An 18,281-nucleotide genomic window follows, 5' to 3' on the forward strand; every position below is an offset into this window, starting at 1 on the left:
GAGAGCGTGCGTCAGAGACCGACCTGATCGCGCAGTTGCGCGGTCAGCTGGTCGATCCGTGCGAGCACTGCCGGGTCGTCGGCGGGAGTCTGGCGACCGAGCACCGTCTGCTCGAAGAGCCGGCCGTCGCGCAGATCCTTGCGGATGACGACCCGCCCGGACCGGCGCGGGCCTGGCAGGTCCAATGGCGACGCCAGCACGACGCTCGCCTGCACCCGCTCGTGGAAGGTCTCCGGCAGGCGGGTGTCCTGCCCGCGGAAGGTGTACTGGCCGGCGTGCCGGCCGTCGACCCAGGTGACGGTCAGCGTCCAGGTGTCCGGGTCCCACTGACCGGCGTCGACGTCGTACCAGTCGCGTTGCATCACAACGGTGTCCGCAGTCGCGACCACGAACCGGTACGTCGTGGCGACCACCTGCGCACCGGTGTTGTCGTCCCGGGCGAAGGTGAGGACGCGCTCGCCCCGTGCGAGGTCGAGCGCGTCCCGTACGTCGTCGGGCAACTTCGGGCCGCGTCGTGGGCCCAGGCGTTCACCCGATCCGAACACCGGTCAGGACCGGATCCTGCGACCGGTGGCGCCCAGGTAGATCGCGATCAGGATGACAGCCACGATGATGCCCACCAAGAACGGGATCCACGCGATTCCACTGTGATTCCTGTACCCGAGGTAACTCGTGACTCCAGACCCAATAGCCCCTCCGAGGGCACCGAGGATCGTGGTCATGATGCAGCCGAGGTTCTGCTTGCCCGGCATCACCAGTCGCGCGAGCGCGCCGATGATGAATCCGACGACGATCGCGCCGATCACTGTTCCGATCATGGGTGTGGCTCCTTGTCCCTACGATGAACCCGGCGGTCGTTGCCGTCGGGGAATGTCCTGCCCTGACTGTGCACGCACGGCCGGGCTCGTGCAAACCCTGTGTGCAGGAAAGAGGTCAGTCCAGGCTCGCCCGCAACAGCGTGAGGTCCTTCTGCAACTGGAGTGAGCCGCTGCGCGACTCCTCGGGACGATGCCGGATCGGATCGGCGCAATTCGCTCATCGCCGTGTTGATGTCGCCCTGCAGGGCGACCTCGCGCACCCGGACGAGCAGCGAGCGCGCGTACCGCTGCTGCGGTGCGCCCGTGACCGGGTCGAGCCGGGTCGGCAGCGTCGCGACGGCGTACCGGAAGAGCAGCTGGTGCACCACCTGCGGTGCGTTCCCGCGTACGTCGTCCAGCCACGCGGCCGGCGTCCGCTCCCCCGGCGGCCCGGCTGCCATCACCGCCGCGAAGAGCGATCGGTGGGCGGGCGCGGTGAAGTCGGAGTCGCGCACGGCGGCCAGCTCCCGCGCCGGCACGCTCGCGGGGGAACTGCAGGAGGCACTCCAGCAGCTGGGACTCGGCACGCACGATCGGGTCGCGATCATCGGGGGCCGGCATGCCGGGATCGGCCGGTGGTGCGTCGTCGTGGGGAGCGTCGTCGCCGTCCGGCGTGCGCCGGCGGTCCTGGGGGCTGCCCGTGCGCCCGGCACCGCTGCCCGCGCGGGTGACCTCGGCACGCAGATGGTCCTCGGACAGGCCGACCCAGCCGGCCGCCGTCCGCAGGTACTCGGCCCGCATCGCCTGGTCTCGCACCGCGGCGATGATCGGTGCGATGGCGCGCGCGCCCAGCACGCGTCCCTCCGGCGAGTCCAGGTCGAAGCGGCGCAGCGTCGTACGCACCGCGAACTCGAACATCGGTGTCGCGTCGTCCACGAGCGCACGCACGGCGCCGTCCCCGCCGGACAACCGCAGCTCGCACGGATCCTGCCCGTCGGCGGCAACCGCCACGAACGAGCGCGCGTCCCACTGCCCGTCGATTTCAAAGGCGCGCATCGCGGCCTTCTGCCCGGCGGCGTCACCGTCGAAGGTGTAGATCACCTTGGCCGGCTGCTGATCGGGTGCGTCGCGCAGCAGTCGGCGCAGCGTGCGCACGTGATCGGCGCCGAACGCTGTGCCGCAGGTGGCGACGGCCTGCTCGACACCGGCCAGGTGAGCAGCCATCACGTCGGTGTAGCCCTCGACGATCACCGCCTTGCGGTCGCGGGCGATCGCCTTCTTGGCCAGATCGAGCCCGTAGAGCACCTGGGTCTTCTTGTAGATCGGCGTCTCGGCGGTATTGAGGTACTTCGCCTCGATGCGGTCATCGTCGAAGATGCGCCGCGCGCCGAAGCCCACCGGGTCGCCGGTGATGTCGTGGATCGGCCAGACCAGCCGCCCACGGAATCGGTCGTAGAGCCCACGGCCCCGACCTACCAGACCCGCCAGGACGACCTCGTCATCGCGAAAACCCTTGTCCCGCAGGTGTTGTGCTAGCACTTCACCGCCACGGGGAGCGAAGCCCAGCCCGAAGTGCTCGGCCACCGACCGGTTGAATCCGCGCTCGCGCAGGAAGTCGCGCGCGGTACGCGCGTCGGGCGCGGAGATGAGCGCCTCGGCGTAGAACTCGCTGGCGACGCGATGTGCTTCGACGAGCCGGGTACGCCGACCTGCCCCCTCCTCGCGCGGGCGGGCGCCGTCCTCGTAGTGCAGCTCGATCCCGGCGCGACCGGCGAGCCGCTCCACGGTCTCGGAGAAGGTGAGGTGCTCCACCTCCATCATGAAGGAGATGACGTCGCCGCCCTTGTCGCACCCGAAGCAGTGGTAGGTGCCGTTGTCCGGGCTGACGGTGAACGAGGGCGTCTTCTCGTCGTGGAAGGGGCACAGGCCCTTCAAAGAGCGCGGTCCGGCGGACTTCAATGTCACGTGCTCGCGCACCACGTCCTCGAGCGAGGAACGCTCCTTGACGAGGGTGACGTCCTCCGCCTTGATCAGCCCCGCCACCAGCTACCTCTCGTGCGCCTCGTCGTCGCGGTGATTCTACGGGTGCGCCTCGCGCACCGGTGCGCTCGTCCACAGGGGACCTCGCGCCGCCGTGAGCAGCCCGGACCCACCGGTCAGCCGGCGATGCGGGCGACGACGTCCGCGGCAGGCCCGGTGCGGGCTGATGCCCATCCGCTGCCCGCCCACAGGGCCACCCCTTGCGGGTCCTCCAGTCGGGCAGCCGCAGCTCGCAGTGGCGCCGTCAGCTGATTCACCCCTGGATAGACGGCGGGTGCGGCATCGCCGTAGCGGTCCACGAACTCGTTTCGTAGGCCGCGCGCCGGTCGGCCGCTGAAGGCGCGGGTCACGACCGACTGGTCCAGCGAGGGCTCGGTCAGCCCCGCCCGATGGGCCGCGCTGGTGCCCGCTTCGTCGGTGAGCAGGAACGCCGTGCCGCACTGCACGCCGATCGCGCCGGCGTCGAGCGCGAGTCGAGCCTCCCGGTTGCCCATCACTCCCCCGGCGACGAGCACCGGGAGGCTGGTGACGGTGCGCGTCTCGCGGAGGATCTCGGCCCATTCCCGGTCGAAAGGAATGGTCTGGACCGCGTGGGTGCCGCGGTGGCCGCCGGCCGCATATCCCTGCACGACCAAGGCGTCGGCGCCTCCTCGTGCGGCGCGGGTCGCTTCGTCGGGGTCGGTCACGGTGACCACCACGCAGCTGCCCACGCCGTGCAACCGCTCGACGACCTCACCGTCCGGGACTCCGAAGGTGAACGACGCCAGGGGCACTCGCGCCTGCACGAGTGCGGTGATCTTGTCCTCGTAGGCGTCGTCGTCGGCCCAGTCGACGCGCGGCAACTCGACCTGCAGCTGTCGTGCAAGCGGCGCGAGGCGGTCGCCGTACCGCAGCACGGCCTGCTGCGCGGATGACCCCGGTTGCTCATCGGGCGGTGCGGGCACGAAGACGTTGACCCCGAACGGGCGGTCGGTGAGCGCGCGGGTGCGTTCGATCTGGCGCGTCACGTCCTCCGGCGAGCGGTATCCGGCCGCAAGGAAGCCGGTGCCCCCAGCTGCACACACGGCCGCAACCAACTCCGGAGTGGACGGACCGCCGGCCATGGGGGCCGCGACCACGGGGCGCTGCAGCGCCGGGAACGGGATCATGACCACAGTCTGGCCAGTTCGAGGGCGCGCGGGTCGGTCAGGGACGCGACTTGGTCGATCACGACCCGCAACCGCGCGTCGTCGTCGTTGGCCCGTCGCAGATCCTCGGCGAAGAGCGGATCGAGCCGCGTCGGGTCCTGCAGGTAGGCATCGGCGAGTTGGGCGATGACCTCCTGCTGCATGGCCAGCAGCCGCACCCGGGTCTCGGTGAGCCGTACGAACCGAGCGTTGATCGCCTTGAGCATGACGCACTCGGCCAGCACCGTCTGCGGGATGACTACCCGGGCGGCGTACCGGGTCGCCGGGCCCACGCCGTACCGGTCGCGCGTGGCACCGGTCGCGGCGCTGACGAAGTGACCGATCAGCCGGCTGGTCATGTCCTTCAGCGCGGCGACGGCGGCGCGCGAACGATCGTGTGAGCGGGGTATGACGCCGCTGCCGACCAGGTCGGCCAGCGAGGCGGCAAGCAGCTCGACGTCCAGCTGCGGCGCGTACGTCGACTGCGCGAGCTGCGCCAGGGCAGAGCGTTCCTCGCTCGACCAGAGCGCGTGCAGCGGCACCAGCCCGGAGGTGATGCCATCCTCCACGTCGTGCACCGAGTAGGCCACGTCGTCGGCCCAGTCCATGACCTGCGCCTCGAGGCACGGCTCGCCCGTCGGGGCTCCGGCGCGGACCCAGTCGAAGATCTCCGCATCATCCGCGTAACAGCCGAACTTCGTTGTCTCGAAGGAGCTTTCGCCACGCCGCCAGGGATACTTGGTCGCAGCGTCCAGGCACGCGCGCGTGAGATTCAGGCCCACCGACCGTCCGTCGTCCCGCGCGCGCTTGGCCTCCAGGCGGGTGAGCACCCGGAAGGTCTGGGCGTTGCCCTCGAAGCCGCCGGCGTCCTGCGCGATGCGGGCCAGCGCGTTCTCACCGTTGTGGCCGAACGGCGGGTGTCCCAGGTCGTGCGCCAGGCACGCCATGTCGACCACGTCGGCATTGCAGCCCAGGTCGGCGCCGAACTCCCGGCCGATCTGTGCGACCTCCAGGGAGTGCGTGAGGCGGTTGCGGATCAGCTCGTCGGTGTCGGGCGGCAGGACCTGCGTCTTGGTCGCGAGCCGGCGCAGCGCACCGGAGTGCAGCACGCGGCCCCGGTCACGGGCGAAGTCGTCGCGGTCGGCACGCTTGAGGGCGGGGTCCTCGCGCAGGAAGCGCTCGGTGTCGGCAGAGGTGTAACCCGGCGCGTGGGTGGACTCGAGATCGGCGCCGACGGATCCGCTCATGCGGGCGGGGCGCCCAGGGAAGCGACCACCTGCTCGGTGAACTCCGCGAGCCATCCGCGCTGCCCCGCGTTCCAGTTGTCGGCCACGGGGTCGACCGGGAAGAAGACCCCGGTCTCGTCGGCGCCGACCAGGGCCAGGTCGGGACCGTCCGCGTCGGTCGCCACGCGCCAGGACACCTCGGTCCGCCGCTGCACGTGCTCACCCATCGCGATGCCGATCATCGTGAGCACCTGGGTGGGGTCCGCGCGCTCCGCAGCCGGGGTCTCCTGCACCGAGGTGAAGTAGTCCTCGTACGCCTTCTCCATCGAGGACGCGTCATCGATGTCGATACCGGCCCGCTCGGCGTCAGCGATCCATCCCGTCAGAGCGCGGTGCGCCGCCCGGTCCAGCGGTTGGATGCGGATGTCGTTGTCGCTCAACGTGTCCCCACAGAGTCGTAGCGCACCTGTGCTCGCGCGCGGGCCTTGGCCGCTTCTTCCTCGCGGTTCTTCGCAGGGGCGGTCGTGACGAGGGAGTCGATCAGCTCACGGCTGGCCTCGGTGACCCGTCGTACGGCGCGATCGAACGCTTCCTGGTTGGCGGCGGACGGCTTGGTCGTGCCCGCGATCTTGCGCACGTACTGCACGGCTGCGGCATGGACTTCGTCGTCGGTGGCAGGTGGAGCGAAGTTGTTGAGAGGGCGGATGTTGCGGCACATGCCGTCCAGGCTCGCACATGTTGCCACCCCACCGGGAGCGCCTAGTCTGCAGGCATGCAGCGCGCTCTCCGTCCGCTCATCGGCGCCGCCGCCCTGCACGACTGGTTGACCGGCGAGCGCCCGTCTCCGACCGTGCTCGATGCGCGGTGGGTCCTGGGTGCGCCGAGCGAGCGACCGGCGTACGACGCGGGTCATCTGCCGGGGGCCTCCTGGGTGGAGTTCGAGCAGGTCTGCTCCGGCGAGCCGGGAGCAGGCGGGCGACACCCGATGCCGCAGATCGAGGTGTTCGAGGCAGCGATGCGAGCCGCCGGGGTCGACAACGATCGACCGGTCGTCGTCTACGACCAGGCCAATTCTCTTGCCGCCAGCCGGTGTTGGTGGCTGCTGCGCTACTTCGGCAAGGAGGATGTGCAGGTACTCGACGGCGGCTACGCGGCCTGGACCGGCGCCGGCCTCGAGATCACCACCGACGCCCCCTCCACCGATGGAGACTTCGTCGCCACGACAGGTCACGTCGCGCTGCTCGACGCGGACGGCGCGGCGGAGTACGTCGAGCGTGGGGTGCTGCTGGACGCGCGACCCGCCGCTCGCTACGCCGGCCGGGAGGAGACCATCGATCCGGTCGCCGGGCACATCCCCGGCGCGCTCAGCTCCCCCGCCCTGGAGAACGTCCAGGACGACGGCAGATTCCTGCCGCCGGACGATCTGGCCATGCGGTTCACCGCCCACGGGGTGCGCCCGGAGACCGACGTCGGCACCTACTGCGGGTCCGGCGTGCAGGCGACTCACCTGGCGCTCGCTCTCGAGGCCTCCGGCATCCACCCGCACACGGCGGTCTACATCGGCTCCTGGTCGCAATGGATCACCGACCCCGACCGCCCGATCGATGCGGGGTCCGCGCCACGCTGACGGCGTTCACGTTCGTTGACGGTCTTCGAACGCCGTCAACGGTGGCGAACGCCGTCACCGTCGTGCCGCGCCCCTCAGCCGCCGGAGACGGCCAGCTCGGCGTGCGCGATCTCCGCGTGCTGACGATCATCGATCGATCGCGACGACAGCCAGCCGTCCGGCAGCACGACGCGGCGCTCGGAGCCCGCCCGGCCGCGTTGGCCTTCGGCCGGCTCCCCCGGCCAGGGCTGATCGAGGTCGAGGGAGTCGATCAGGGCGTCCAGGGCGTCGAGCGAGTCGACGAGCGCGAGGCTCGAGCGCAACTCGCCGCCGACCCGGAAGCCCTTGAGGTACCAGGCGATGTGCTTGCGGATGTCGCGGCAGCCCTTCTCCTGCGACTCGTAGAACTCGCAGAGGTACTCCGCGTGCCGGCGCAGGGTGTCGGTCACCTCACGCAAGGTCGGGACCACCTGCACATCGCTCCCGGCGAACGCGGCCGCGAGGTCGGCGAAGAGCCAGGGTCGGCCCAGGCAACCGCGCCCGACGACCACGCCGTCGCACCCCGTGGCGCGGACCATCGAGATCGCGTCCTGCGCCGACCAGATGTCGCCGTTGCCGAGCACCGGCACCGTCGTGACGACCTCCTTCAGGCGGGCGATGGCCGACCAGTCCGCGGTGCCCGAGTACGCCTGCGAGGCCGTACGCGCGTGCAACGCCACCGCTGCGGCACCCTCGCCCTCGGCGATCCGGCCCGCCTCCAGGAAGGTCAGGTGGTCCGGGTCGATGCCCTTGCGCATCTTCACGGTCACCGGCACGTCGTACGCCGACGCCTCGCGCACCGCTGCCGACACGATCGCCCGGAAGAGCTCGGTCTTCCACGGCAGCGCGGACCCGCCGCCCTTGCGGGTGACTTTCGGGACCGGGCAGCCGAAGTTGAGATCGATGTGGTCGCAGCGGTCCTCAGTCACGAGGAGGTGCACGGCCTGTGCGGTCGTGACGGGATCGACGCTGTAGAGCTGGATCGAGCGTGGCGACTCGTCGGGGTCGTGCTCGATCAGGCGCATGGTGAGCGGCGTCCGCTCGACCAGGGCCCGGGAGGTGATCATCTCGCTGACGTAGAGGCTGTGCGCGCCCGTCGCGGCGGAGCCGGCGTCGCCGTACTCACGGCACAGTCGACGGAACGCGCGGTTGGTGATGCCCGCCATCGGCGCCAGCACCACCGGGGTCTCGATGGTGTGGCGGCCGATGCGCAGCGGAGGCAGAAGAGCAGTCATAGCGTGCGCAAGTCTCTCAAACCGGCGCGTCGAGCAGCGGCGCCAGGTGCAGGGGCAGCCGGCTCAGCGCTTGCCGAACAGCAGATCGCGGAAGTCCGGCACCGCGCCCAGATCGCTCTGCGCGGGGGCGGGGACGTCCTCGGTGGGCGCCTCGTACATCGTGCGAGCGTTCGCGCCGACCGCCGCGACGAGCTGGCCGGCGGCACGGTCGATCCTGCGTGCCAGGCCCGCGTCGGCGAAGTCGTCGGTCGCGGCGAAGACCCCGGTGGCCAGCGGTTCGGCCTGCAGATAGGCGAAGAGCGGGCGCATCGCGTGGTCCAGCATCAACGAGTGCCGCGCCGTGCCACCGGTGGCGGCCAGCAGCACCGGAGTGCCCGCGAGGGCCGTCGGCTCGAGCAGGTCGAAGAACGACTTGAACAGGCCGCTGTACGAGCCCGCGAACGTGGGCGTGACGACGATCAGGCCGTCGGCCGTGCTCACGTCCTCCAGGACCTGTGCGAGTCGCTCGCTCGGGAACCGGGTCACCAGGTGCGCGGCGATGTCCTGGGCCAGATCCCGCAGCTCGACGACGTCGATCTGCAGCTCCTGTCCGCGACCGACCTGCACCTGGTCACCACGGGCCTTCGCCAGTTCGCGGGTGGCGGCCACGATGCGGTCGGTCAGCAAGCGGGTCGACGACGGGACGGACAGGCCGGCCGTGACGGCGACGACGCGCTGGGCCATGTCAGGCCCCCTTGATCTGCAGCGCGTCGTCCACGACGGAATCCTGCTGGACGGTCAACGACGGCAGGACGTGGGCGTTGACCGACTCGGCGCCTGCCGCGACGAGCTCGGCGTGGGTGGGCGCGTGGGCCGGCACGTCAGCGGGACGCAGGGCGTCGAGCTCCTTGCGCAGGACGGGCACGACCTGCTCGCCGAGCATGTCCAGCTGCTCCAGGACCGTCTTCAGCGGAAGTCCCGCGTGGTCCATCAGGAAGAGCTGCCGCTGGTAGTCGCCGACCGCTTCGCGCATCGTCAGGTACCGCTCGATGACCTGCTGCGGAGATCCGACGGTGAGCGGCGTCTGTGCCGTGAAGTCCTCCATGCTCGGCCCGTGGCCGTAGACCGGCGCCTCGTCGAAGTACGGACGGAACTCGCGCACCGCGTCCTGGCTGTTCTCGCGCATGAAGACCTGACCGCCGAGGCCGACGATGGCCTGGTCGGCGCGACCGTGGCCGTGGTGCTCGTAGCGCTCGCGGTAGAGCTGCACCATCTGACGCGTGTGACGCAGCGGCCAGAAGATGTTGTTGTGGAAGAAGCCGTCGCCGTAGAACGCGGCCTGCTCGGCGATCTCGGTGCTGCGGATCGAGCCGTGCCAGACGAACGGCGGTACGCCGTCCAGCGGGCGGGGCGTCGAGGTGAAGCCCTGCAACGGCGTACGGAACCTGCCCGACCAGTCCACGACGTCCTCGCGCCAGAGGCGACGCAGCAGGTGGTAGTTCTCGACCGCCAGGTTGACACCCTCGCGGATGTCCTGACCGAACCACGGGTAGACCGGACCGGTGTTGCCGCGACCCATCATCAGGTCGACGCGGCCGCCGGCGAGGTGCTGCAGCATCGCGAAGTCCTCCGCGATCTTCACCGGGTCGTTGGTGGTGATCAGCGTGGTGGACGTCGACAGCTTCAGCGTGCTCGTCTGCGCGGCCAGGTAGCCGAGCATCGTGGTCGGCGAGGACGGCACGAACGGCGGGTTGTGGTGCTCCCCGGTCGCGAAGACGTCCAGTCCGACCTCTTCCGCCTTCTTGGAGATGGTCACCATCGCCTGGATGCGCTCGGCCTCGGTCGGGGTGCGACCTGTGGTCGGGTCGGGCGTGACGTCGCCGACGGTGAAGATTCCGAACTCCATGAAGACTCCTGGTCGAGTGCAGTGTTGGTGACGTGTCAACTACCTCAACCGTAGCGCATCGCGAACCATTCCCGGCTTCGAGGAGAACGACCCTGCTGGTTGTCAGCGGATCCGTGACGTCGGCACCACGAAAACGCTGACAACCGCGCGAATGCGCAGCGGAGAACTTCGTGGGGTGACTCGTCGGGGTCCCCGCGAAGTATCGGAGCGCAGCGGAGAACTTCGTGGGGTGATTAAAGCCAGCCGTTGCCGTCGGCGATCTGGACCGCTTCGGCGCGGTTGCGGGCGCCGGTCTTCCCGATCGCGGCCGACAGGTGATTGCGCACGGTGCCTTCGGACAGGAAGACGCGTTTGGCGACATCGGCGACGGTGCCGCCCTCGCGCGCGGCGAGCAGCACCTCCGACTCGCGCCGGGTGAGAGGCGACTCGCCGGCGACGAGGCTGTCGGTGGCGAGCTGGGGGTCGACCACCCGCAGGCCCTGATGCACCCGGCGTACGGCGTCGGCGAGCTCGGTCGCGGGCGTGTCCTTCACCACGAAACCGGACGCGCCGGCTCGCAACCCGCGCCGCAGGAACCCCGGCCGGCCGAAGGTCGTCACGATCAGCACCCGCACCCCGGGCAGGGCCTCGCGCGCGGCGGTCGTGGCGGCGATGCCGTCCATCCCGGGCATCTCGACGTCCATCAGGATGACATCGGGACGGTGCTCGCGCGCAGCGGCGGCGACCACGTCGCCGGAGCCCACCTGCGCGACCACCGTGAGGTCGGACTCCAGCTCCAACAGGGCCGCTAGTGCGCCACGCACCAGAGCCTGGTCGTCAGCGAGCATCACGCGAATCGTCATGCGGTGGAGGCCTTCTCGGGCAGTCGGTCGGATGCGGCGTCGTCCGGCGCGGCCATCGTGAGGGCGAACCCGTGCGGCTGGACGCTCTCGGTGACCAGGCGGGTGCCGGCGGCCAGCGCGCGCTCCCGCAGCCCGATGATTCCGTGACCGGTGCAGCCGGCCGCAGCAGTGCCGACGCCGTCGTCGCGGACCGTGACGGCGCGGTCGCCGACCTCGATGGTGCACGACCGCGCGCCGCTGTGCCGGATGACGTTGGTGACGCCCTCGCGCACCGTCCACGCGAAGACCTCGCGTAGATCGGACGGCACGCCGTCGGTCGCCGTCGGCAGATCGGCGCGGATACCGGCTGCTCGCAACGCTTCCCGAGCGCGGGCCAGCTCCCCCGACAGGGTGACCTCGCGGAATCCGGTGACGGTGCGGCGCACGTCGGCGAGCGCGTCCCGCGACAGGCGCTCCAGGTCGGCGATCTCGGAACGGGCTCGCTCCGGATCGACGTCGATGAGCTTGCCGGCCAACTCGGCCTTGACCGTGATCACCGTGAGGGAGTGGCCGAGGATGTCGTGCAGGTCGCGCGCCATCCGATTGCGCTCCTCGTCCACAGCGAGTCGGGCGTTCTCCCGGCGGCTGGCTTCGAGCTGGTGGGTGCGACCGCCGGCGATACGTCCGGCGAAGCACGCGACCGTCGCGAAGGTGAGGCCGATGAGGGATCCGGAGTCGAAACGCCACCCCGGTATCTGGACCGACGCCCAGGCGTAACCCACCCCGATCACGATCGATGTCGCGAGTGCCGTCCGGATGGAGAACGTCCACATCGCGGATACGGCCACGAACACCAGCGTCGCCGCACCGCTCTGCCCGATGGCGACCATCGCGATCAGCGAGAGGGCGGCCATCACGCCGTAGCGCGCCAGCGAGTGGGGGTCCCTGGTCGGCAGCTCCCTGCCCGTGGAACTGCCGAAGAGCTGCCACCGCATCATCCAGTGCCGCACGTAGACCGCCGCGAAGGCCAGCACGGCGCCCGCACCCACCCACCCTGCGGGTCGGTCCAGCGCGCGCAGCGCGTCCCACAGAGGGCTGATCAGCCAGAAGAGCCAGATGCCCGCCCAGAAGAGCCCGATGAGGGGAGCACGCTCGTCGTCCTCCTCGCCCCACGTACGCCGCCGCAGGGTGGCGGTCAGTCGCTCACGGTCCACGGAGACAGTTTCTCAGACCCGACCGGTGTCGCGACGGAACAACCAGACCGCCGCCCCGCCGAGAACGAGCGCCCATCCGAGGATGTTCAGCACCCACATCCATGACCCCGACCACCCGGCCAGACCGGCGTGCGCCATCGACGTCACGCCGTACATCGGGGTCCATCGGGCGAACAGGTCGAAGGAGTGCCCGAAGACCGGCTGCGGGATGAAGACCCCGCCCCCGAACGCCAGCACCGTCATCGCCATCCCCAGCACCTGCATGGCGTTCTCCGACGGCAGCAGGAAACCGACCGCGAGGCCGAAGGCGGCCATCAGCATCGAGCCGATCCAACTGACCACGAACGCGAGCACCAGGTCGCCGACCGGCGCGTGGGCCCCGAACGCCAGGCCCAGTCCGTAGACCACCACCAGCGGGATGACCGAGACGGCCGAGGAGACCAGCACCTTGGTCAGGATGTACGCCGATCCGCGCAACGGGGTGAGCCGCAGCTGCCGGGACCAGCCCTGCGCTCGCTCCACAGCCACGCCGGCCGATGTCGACGCGTTCGCGACGAACGCGCCGTACAGCGCGAGCGAGATCATCAGCCACGCCGACGCATTGCCGGCTCCGGAGTTGAACTGGCCCGCCCGGAAGATGAAGAAGAAGATGACCGGCAGCACCACGGTGAAGAACATCGTGCGTTTGTTGCGCAGGATGCGCATCAACTCGATCCGCAACAGCGTGCGGTTGAACCCGCCGTACGCCGGTGCGGTGCGGTCGAGGGAGATGTTCCCGCCGACCGGTCCCCGGGTGGTCGTACTCATGCTCGTTCTCCTTCGTTGTCGTCGGAGGTCAGCGTCATGAACGCCTCCTCCAGCCCCTGTGCGGTGATCTCGAGATCGCGCGCTCCCATCGACGTGAGCAGCACGCGGGCCACCGCGTCGCTGTCGCGCGCGCCGATGGTGACGGACTCGCCCCGGATGTCCAACGCCTCGACGCCGTCGATCGCCAGCAACGCGGCGCGGTCCGGACGGTCCAGCGTCGCCCGGATCGTGCGCCCGCTCGTGCGCGCCTTGATCTGCGCGCCGGTGCCGTCGGCGACGACCTCTCCGTGCCGCACCAGGACGATCCGGTCGGCGTAGTGGTCGGCCTCTTCGAGGTAGTGCGTGGCGAAGAGCACCGTGCGGCCCCGGCCGGCGTCGCTGCGGATCGCCGACCAGAAGTCGCGCCGGCCCGTGACGTCCATCCCCGTGGTGGGCTCGTCGAGCACGAGGAGCGCCGGGTCGCTCACCAGGGCCATCGCGAACCGCAGCCGCTGCTGCTCGCCGCCCGAGCACTTGCCCACACGCTGATCGCGGATGCCCCAGATGCCCGCCCGCTCCAAACACTCCTGCACGTCGCGGGTCTGCACGAACAGGCTCGCGGTCAGGTGCACCGTCTCCTCGACGCTCACGTCGCGCAGCAGACCCCCGGTCTGCATGACCGCCGCGACCAGACCGCGCGAGACAGCGTCCCGCGGCGACATCCCGAGCGTGTGCACGGCGCCTTCGTCCGGCCGGCTCAGCCCCAGGATCATGTCGATGGTGGTGGTCTTCCCAGCGCCGTTCGGGCCGAGGAAGGCCACGATCTCGCCCTGCTCGATCTGCAGGTCGATGCCGCGGACGGCGTGCAGGTCCCCGAAGGACTTGTGCACCCCGTCCAACTGGATCGCGGCTCCCCCTGCGAGCCGCGTCCCGTCGGTCTTCGTATGAGTTCTTGTCATCATGCGTTCAGACTGTCGGCCACGACGCCGGCAGTCATGGGGGCGCCGTCACGAGAGCGCCATGACAACTGTCACGCGGCGGCCACGTATTCTTCGGGTCCGTGTCACCCACTTCCGCCGACCCGCGCCCCAGCGTCCACAGCTCAGCCCTCCGCGTCCGCATCGAGCACGCCAGCGACCCTGTGCTGCAACGCCTCTCACGTCTGCCGTCCAACACGGTCGTCATCGTGCTGCTGGTCCTGCTGGTCGCCGGCCTGGTCGTGCGCGGGTGGGTCGGCGCGATCCTCATCGGCGTCGTCGCCGTGGCCCACGGCTGGGGCATCTACCTGGCCTGGCCGCGACTGACGGGACTGGAGCGTCAGATGCGCTTGGCTGTACTGCTGCTCGCGGTCGCGCTCGCCGTGGTGTGCCTCATCTCCGCCTTCCGTTGAGCGTCGCCGTACGATGGCTACCTGAGAACGATCCTCATCGACTCCTGCAGGAGGCCCGGGTATGACGACCACCAACTCCGGTCGCCGCGTCACCCCCCAGCGTGCCGCCGTCGAGGGAGCCCTCGACCGGCTCGACGACTTCGTCTCCGCACAGGACCTGCACGCGCGGTTGCGTGATTCCGGTGCCGGCATCGGGCTCGCCACCGTCTACCGCACCCTGCAGGCCATGACCGCGGACGCCGAGGTCGACGTCCTGCGCACCAAGGACGGCGAGGCGGTCTACCGCCGCTGCTCCACGGGACATCACCACCACCTCGTGTGCCGGGAGTGCGGACGTACCGTCGAGGTCGAGGGGCCCGCTGTCGAGCGATGGGCCGCGAAGGTCAGCGCTGACAACGGATTCCGCGAGATCGAGCACACGGTGGAGATCGTCGGGGTCTGCGCCGACTGCCCCGCCTGACCGGAATCGCCTCGAGCCTCACTCCAGCGCGCAGAACGGCTCCGGGTAGACGACGGCGCCGCGCAGGGTCTGATCGCGCGCGTCGTACGTCGTGAGCAGCCGCACCTGGGCGGCCCGCGCCGGAGCCCAGTCCGGGAGCGGGAGCGTGAGCCCGTGGTCGCCCGCGAAGCCGAAACCTCGTGACCCGTAGTACGCCGGGCCGCCCTCGAGGACGATGAGGGGCTCGTGTGCCGCCTCCGCGGCAGCGACGGCCGTGTCGATGAGGGCCGTGCCGATGCCGTGGCCCTGGTGGTCGGGAGCGACCGCGAGCGGGGAAAGCATCACGATGGGCCGCAGCCCTGTGGTCTCGAACGCGGCTCGCACCACGTCGTGGATCGCGTCGAACTCGGCGGGCCGCTCCGGACGTATCGTCACTCCGGGCGGCACCGGAGGGTCACCGTGCGGCGTCGACCGCGCCGCCGAAACGACGGTCGCGGTCCACGAAGATCTGGATCGCGTGCCAGAGGTCGAGCCGGTCGAAGTCCGGCCAGAGCGTGTCGAGGAAGACCAGCTCGGCGTACGCGGACTGCCAGAGCAGGAAGTTGCTGGTGCGCTGCTCACCCGAGGAGCGCACGAAGAGGTCGACGTCCGGCATGTCGGGCCAGTCCAGATTGCGCGCGATGGTGCGCTCGTCGATGCTCGACGCCTTCAATCTCCCCGCCTGCACCTGTTCGGCGATCCGGCGGGTGGCTGCGGCGATCTCGGCGCGGCCGCCGTAGTTGACGCACATCTGCAGTGTCATCACCGTGTTGCCGGCGGTCATCTCCTCGGCGCGTTGCAACTCCTTGATAACCGAGCGCCACAGCCTCGGCCGTTGTCCGGACCACCGGCAGCGCACCCCCCAGGAGTGCAGCAGGTCGACCCGGCGGCGGATCACGTCGCGATTGAAGCCCATCAGGAAGCGCACCTCGTCCGGCGATCTGCGCCAGTTCTCGGTGCTGAACATGTACGCCGACAGGTTGGGCACGCCCGCCTCGATGGCGCCGGCGATGACGTCGATGAGTTGCGCCTCGCCTGCCTCGTGCCCCTTCGTGCGAGGCAGTCCGCGTGCGTTGGCCCACCGGCCGTTGCCGTCCATCACCATCGCGATGTGTTGCGGGACAAGCCCCTTGGGGATCGCAGGCGGTCGTGCGCCGGTCGCGTGCGCGGGCGGCGAGATGGGTGGCGTCACGACAGCGCGACCCCCACGGCGGGCGGCAACGGCTCGACGTAGACGGGGTGGTCGACCAGTCGCAGGGAGCGCACCCCGCGCTCCAGGTGCCACTGCAGGTAGGCCGCGACCAGCCCGTCGGCCTCGCGCCGGGCGCGCTCGTCGGAGCGTTCGGCCTGTTCCCAGTCGCCCGACAACAGGGCGGCGAGCAGCTCGAAGGTGCGTGGGTCGGGGGCCGACGATCCCGGCGTACGGCACGAATGACACACGGCTCCACCGGCGGCCAGGTTGAACGCCCGGTGCGGTCCGATCGCGCCGCAGCCCGCGCAGTTGACGAAGGTGGGCGCCCAGCCGGCGATCGAGACCGCACGCAGCAGGTAGGAGTCCAGGACCAGGTCGGTCGGATGGGTCCGGCCGGCGAGCGCCGCCAGCCCGCCGGCGAGCAGGTTGAACTGCTGGACCACCGGCTCGTGCTCCTCGCTCAACCGGTCGGCGGTCTCCAGCATCGCCGTGGCAGCGGTGAAGGCCGGGTAGTCACGCGAGATGTGGTCGCCGTACGACGCGATCATCTCGGCCTGGGTGACCGTGTCGAGCGAACGCCCCTCGTAGCACTGCAACTCCGCGACCATGCCCGGCTCGAGGCGCGCGCCGAAACGGGACTTGGTACGCCGCACCCCCTTGGCCACCGCGCGCACCTTGCCCCGTCCGCGGGTCAGCATCGTCACGATCCGGTCCGTCTCACCCAACTTGTGGGTGCGCACGACGATCGCGACGTCCTTGTAGGTGGGCATGGTGACTCCATTGTCGCTGATGACCGCGCGGAGCCACGGTGGACACGCGCCTACCCTGAGCGGATGCCGCAGCAGACCTACGACGTCGTGATCGTCGGTGGGGGCCACAACGGCCTCACCGCCGCCGCCTACCTCTCCCGGGCGGGCCTGTCGGTGCTGCTGCTCGAACGATCTGACCATCTGGGCGGGGCCTCGGTGTCGGCAGAGGCGTTCCCGGGCATGGGCGCCCGGCTCAGCCGCTACTCCTACCTCGTCAGCCTGCTTCCTCGGCAGATCATCGACGACCTCGACCTGCGGATCACATTGCTCCGACGCCGCTACTCCTCCTACACACCGCAGCCGGGCACCGACTGCGGCCTGCTGATCGACCACGGCGACCCCCTGGCGACGCGGGCGTCGTTCGAGGCGCTCGGAGCCGGCGACGATGTCGAGGGCTGGGACCGCCTGTACGCGCGTACCTCCCACCTGGCCCAGGCCCTCTGGCCCACGGTCACCGGGCCGCTCCCCCGCCGCAGCGACGTGGCCGCGCTGGTCGGCGATCCCTCGATCACGCGGGACTTCCTGGAGCGACCGCTCGGTGAGGTCATCGAGTCGTCGGTGACCGACGACCTGGTCCGTGGGGTGGTGCTCACCGACGGCCTCATCTCGACCTACGCGTCGGCCCACGACGAGGACCTGGCGCAGAACATCTGCTTCCTCTACCACGTGATCGGCGGGGGCAACGGCGACTGGGACGTGCCCGTCGGCGGCATGGGCGCGGTGAGCGGGGCGCTCGAGGGGGCCGCGCGGCGCGGTGGCGCGGAGCTGCGCACCGATGCCGAGGTGCTGTCGGTGGGCGACGGCACCGTCGCCTGGCGCAGCGCCGCCGGGGACGAGTCGAGGGTCGTGGCCCGCCACGTGCTGTGGGCGGCCGCTCCGGCCGTGCTGGACCAGCTGATGGGCGCCGAGCCGGCCCAGCGGGCCGAGGGTGCTCAGGTGAAGGTCAACCTGCTGCTCTCGCGGCTGCCGCGGTTACGCGACGCCGCGGTGCCGTCCGCCGCCGCGTTCGGCGGCACGTTCCACATCAACGAGACCTACACGCAGCTCGAATCCGCCTACCGCACAGCGCTCTCGGGCGTCCTCCCGCAACCGGTGCCCGCCGAGATCTACTGCCACTCGATCACCGACCCGAGCATCCTGTCGCCCGGTCTGCAGCAGTCGGGAGGACACACTCTGACCGTCTTCGCGCTGCAGACGCCCGACCGGTTGCTCGACGGGGCCGACCTCGACGCCGCACGCACGACGTACGAGCGGGCGGTGCTTGACTCGCTGTCCAGCGTGCTCGCCGAACCGATCGAGGACGTCGTCCTCACAACGCCCGACGGGCGGCCCTGCATCGAGACGAAAACGACCCGAGACCTGCAGGACGCCCTGACGATGCCCGGCGGCAACATCTTCCACGGGCCGCTGTCCTGGCCGTTCGCCGAGGACGACGAGCCGCTCGACGACGCGTCTGCACGGTGGGGCGTGCGGTCGGCGTACGACGGAGTGCTGCTCGCCGGTGCCGGATCGCGCCGCGGTGGCGGGGTCAGCGGGCTCGGCGGATACCACGCGGCGCGTGCGGTGCTGGAGGCCCGGTCCGGCCACGCCGGGTGAC

The 18,281-nt window shown here is 70.5% G+C and carries 21 protein-coding genes; 4 read left to right on the top strand and 17 right to left on the bottom strand.

Annotation, left to right across the window (positions count from 1 at the left end):
• Positions 1 to 11: 11 nt before the first annotated feature.
• From LVQ62_RS14570 to LVQ62_RS14600, 7 genes are all read right to left on the bottom strand, one after another.
• Positions 12 to 545 carry a hypothetical protein gene (locus tag LVQ62_RS14570; RefSeq protein ID WP_179480031.1) on the bottom strand — a complete coding sequence of 178 codons (534 nt, stop codon included), beginning with the start codon at positions 543 to 545 and terminating at the stop codon, positions 12 to 14.
• A gap of 3 nt (positions 546 to 548) precedes the next feature.
• Positions 549 to 818, bottom strand: a complete 270-nt coding sequence (locus tag LVQ62_RS14575) for a GlsB/YeaQ/YmgE family stress response membrane protein (RefSeq protein WP_233762658.1) — start codon at positions 816 to 818, stop codon at positions 549 to 551.
• A gap of 18 nt (positions 819 to 836) precedes the next feature.
• A complete protein-coding gene (gene dnaG, locus LVQ62_RS14580; RefSeq protein ID WP_370639635.1) occupies positions 837 to 2,840 on the bottom strand; it encodes a DNA primase in 2,004 nt (667 codons plus the stop codon).
• 113 nt (positions 2,841 to 2,953) lie between these two features.
• Positions 2,954 to 3,985, bottom strand: coding sequence for a nitronate monooxygenase family protein (locus LVQ62_RS14585; RefSeq protein WP_233762660.1), 1,032 nt, complete (start codon positions 3,983 to 3,985; stop codon positions 2,954 to 2,956).
• Positions 3,982 to 5,250: a deoxyguanosinetriphosphate triphosphohydrolase gene (locus LVQ62_RS14590; RefSeq protein WP_233762661.1), complete on the bottom strand. Its 1,269-nt coding sequence runs from the start codon at positions 5,248 to 5,250 to the stop codon at positions 3,982 to 3,984. The genes LVQ62_RS14585 and LVQ62_RS14590 overlap by 4 nt, the downstream gene beginning before the upstream one ends.
• A complete protein-coding gene (locus LVQ62_RS14595; RefSeq protein WP_208053520.1) occupies positions 5,247 to 5,669 on the bottom strand; it encodes a DUF3806 domain-containing protein in 423 nt (140 codons plus the stop codon). Before LVQ62_RS14595 ends, LVQ62_RS14590 begins: the two co-directional genes overlap by 4 nt.
• Entirely contained in the window at positions 5,666 to 5,947 is a 282-nt protein-coding gene (locus LVQ62_RS14600) for a DUF2277 domain-containing protein (RefSeq protein ID WP_233762664.1), read from the bottom strand. Before LVQ62_RS14600 ends, LVQ62_RS14595 begins: the two co-directional genes overlap by 4 nt.
• A gap of 54 nt (positions 5,948 to 6,001) precedes the next feature.
• On the opposite strand from LVQ62_RS14600, the gene LVQ62_RS14605 reads away from it, so the two are divergent.
• The gene (locus LVQ62_RS14605) at positions 6,002 to 6,856 is read left to right on the top strand and encodes a sulfurtransferase (protein ID WP_233762666.1); all 855 of its coding nucleotides are present in this window, start codon (positions 6,002 to 6,004) and stop codon (positions 6,854 to 6,856) included.
• 74 nt (positions 6,857 to 6,930) lie between these two features.
• On the opposite strand, the gene dusB is transcribed toward LVQ62_RS14605, so the two are convergent.
• The 7 genes from dusB to LVQ62_RS14640 all read right to left on the bottom strand — a co-directional run bounded on the left by dusB (position 6,931) and on the right by LVQ62_RS14640 (position 13,774).
• On the bottom strand, positions 6,931 to 8,109 hold the full coding sequence (dusB, locus tag LVQ62_RS14610; RefSeq protein WP_233762668.1) for a tRNA dihydrouridine synthase DusB: 1,179 nt from the start codon (positions 8,107 to 8,109) through the stop codon (positions 6,931 to 6,933).
• A gap of 63 nt (positions 8,110 to 8,172) precedes the next feature.
• Positions 8,173 to 8,832 carry a CE1759 family FMN reductase gene (locus tag LVQ62_RS14615; RefSeq protein WP_233762670.1) on the bottom strand — a complete coding sequence of 220 codons (660 nt, stop codon included), beginning with the start codon at positions 8,830 to 8,832 and terminating at the stop codon, positions 8,173 to 8,175.
• Between the two features lies 1 nt (position 8,833).
• Positions 8,834 to 9,994, bottom strand: a complete 1,161-nt coding sequence (locus LVQ62_RS14620; protein WP_233762672.1) for an LLM class flavin-dependent oxidoreductase — start codon at positions 9,992 to 9,994, stop codon at positions 8,834 to 8,836.
• A 233-nt stretch (positions 9,995 to 10,227) separates the two neighbouring features.
• Entirely contained in the window at positions 10,228 to 10,836 is a 609-nt protein-coding gene (locus LVQ62_RS14625; RefSeq protein WP_179480007.1) for a response regulator transcription factor, read from the bottom strand.
• Positions 10,833 to 12,029: a sensor histidine kinase gene (locus LVQ62_RS14630; protein WP_233762674.1), complete on the bottom strand. Its 1,197-nt coding sequence runs from the start codon at positions 12,027 to 12,029 to the stop codon at positions 10,833 to 10,835. Before LVQ62_RS14630 ends, LVQ62_RS14625 begins: the two co-directional genes overlap by 4 nt.
• 12 nt (positions 12,030 to 12,041) lie before the next feature.
• Positions 12,042 to 12,836 carry an ABC transporter permease gene (locus LVQ62_RS14635; protein WP_233762676.1) on the bottom strand — a complete coding sequence of 265 codons (795 nt, stop codon included), beginning with the start codon at positions 12,834 to 12,836 and terminating at the stop codon, positions 12,042 to 12,044.
• Complete coding sequence (locus tag LVQ62_RS14640) at positions 12,833 to 13,774, bottom strand: ABC transporter ATP-binding protein (protein WP_370639711.1); 942 nt, start codon at positions 13,772 to 13,774, stop codon at positions 12,833 to 12,835. The genes LVQ62_RS14635 and LVQ62_RS14640 overlap by 4 nt, the downstream gene beginning before the upstream one ends.
• A 101-nt stretch (positions 13,775 to 13,875) precedes the next feature.
• Here LVQ62_RS14640 and LVQ62_RS14645 point away from each other — a divergent pair, with 101 nt between their 5' ends.
• Positions 13,876 to 14,205 (top strand): DUF6703 family protein, encoded by a 330-nt coding sequence (locus tag LVQ62_RS14645; RefSeq protein WP_233762680.1) that lies wholly within the window; start codon positions 13,876 to 13,878, stop codon positions 14,203 to 14,205.
• 61 nt (positions 14,206 to 14,266) lie between these two features.
• Positions 14,267 to 14,665 carry a Fur family transcriptional regulator gene (locus LVQ62_RS14650; protein WP_179480001.1) on the top strand — a complete coding sequence of 133 codons (399 nt, stop codon included), beginning with the start codon at positions 14,267 to 14,269 and terminating at the stop codon, positions 14,663 to 14,665.
• Positions 14,666 to 14,683: 18 nt separating this feature from the next.
• Here the strand turns inward: LVQ62_RS14650 and LVQ62_RS14655 are convergent, their stop codons facing one another.
• The 3 genes from LVQ62_RS14655 to recO are packed head-to-tail and all read right to left on the bottom strand — an operon-like array spanning position 14,684 to position 16,645.
• Positions 14,684 to 15,079 carry a GNAT family N-acetyltransferase gene (locus LVQ62_RS14655; protein WP_233762682.1) on the bottom strand — a complete coding sequence of 132 codons (396 nt, stop codon included), beginning with the start codon at positions 15,077 to 15,079 and terminating at the stop codon, positions 14,684 to 14,686.
• A gap of 19 nt (positions 15,080 to 15,098) precedes the next feature.
• Positions 15,099 to 15,875 (bottom strand): isoprenyl transferase, encoded by a 777-nt coding sequence (locus tag LVQ62_RS14660; protein WP_233762684.1) that lies wholly within the window; start codon positions 15,873 to 15,875, stop codon positions 15,099 to 15,101.
• Entirely contained in the window at positions 15,872 to 16,645 is a 774-nt protein-coding gene (gene recO, locus LVQ62_RS14665) for a DNA repair protein RecO (protein ID WP_233762686.1), read from the bottom strand. The genes LVQ62_RS14660 and recO overlap by 4 nt, the downstream gene beginning before the upstream one ends.
• A gap of 63 nt (positions 16,646 to 16,708) precedes the next feature.
• Here recO and LVQ62_RS14670 point away from each other — a divergent pair, with 63 nt between their 5' ends.
• Positions 16,709 to 18,280: an NAD(P)/FAD-dependent oxidoreductase gene (locus LVQ62_RS14670; RefSeq protein ID WP_233762688.1), complete on the top strand. Its 1,572-nt coding sequence runs from the start codon at positions 16,709 to 16,711 to the stop codon at positions 18,278 to 18,280.
• Position 18,281: the final 1 nt, after the last annotated feature.

The organism is Allobranchiibius sp. GilTou73 (genome assembly GCF_021391335.1).
GTDB lineage: Bacteria > Actinomycetota > Actinomycetes > Actinomycetales > Dermatophilaceae > Allobranchiibius > Allobranchiibius huperziae.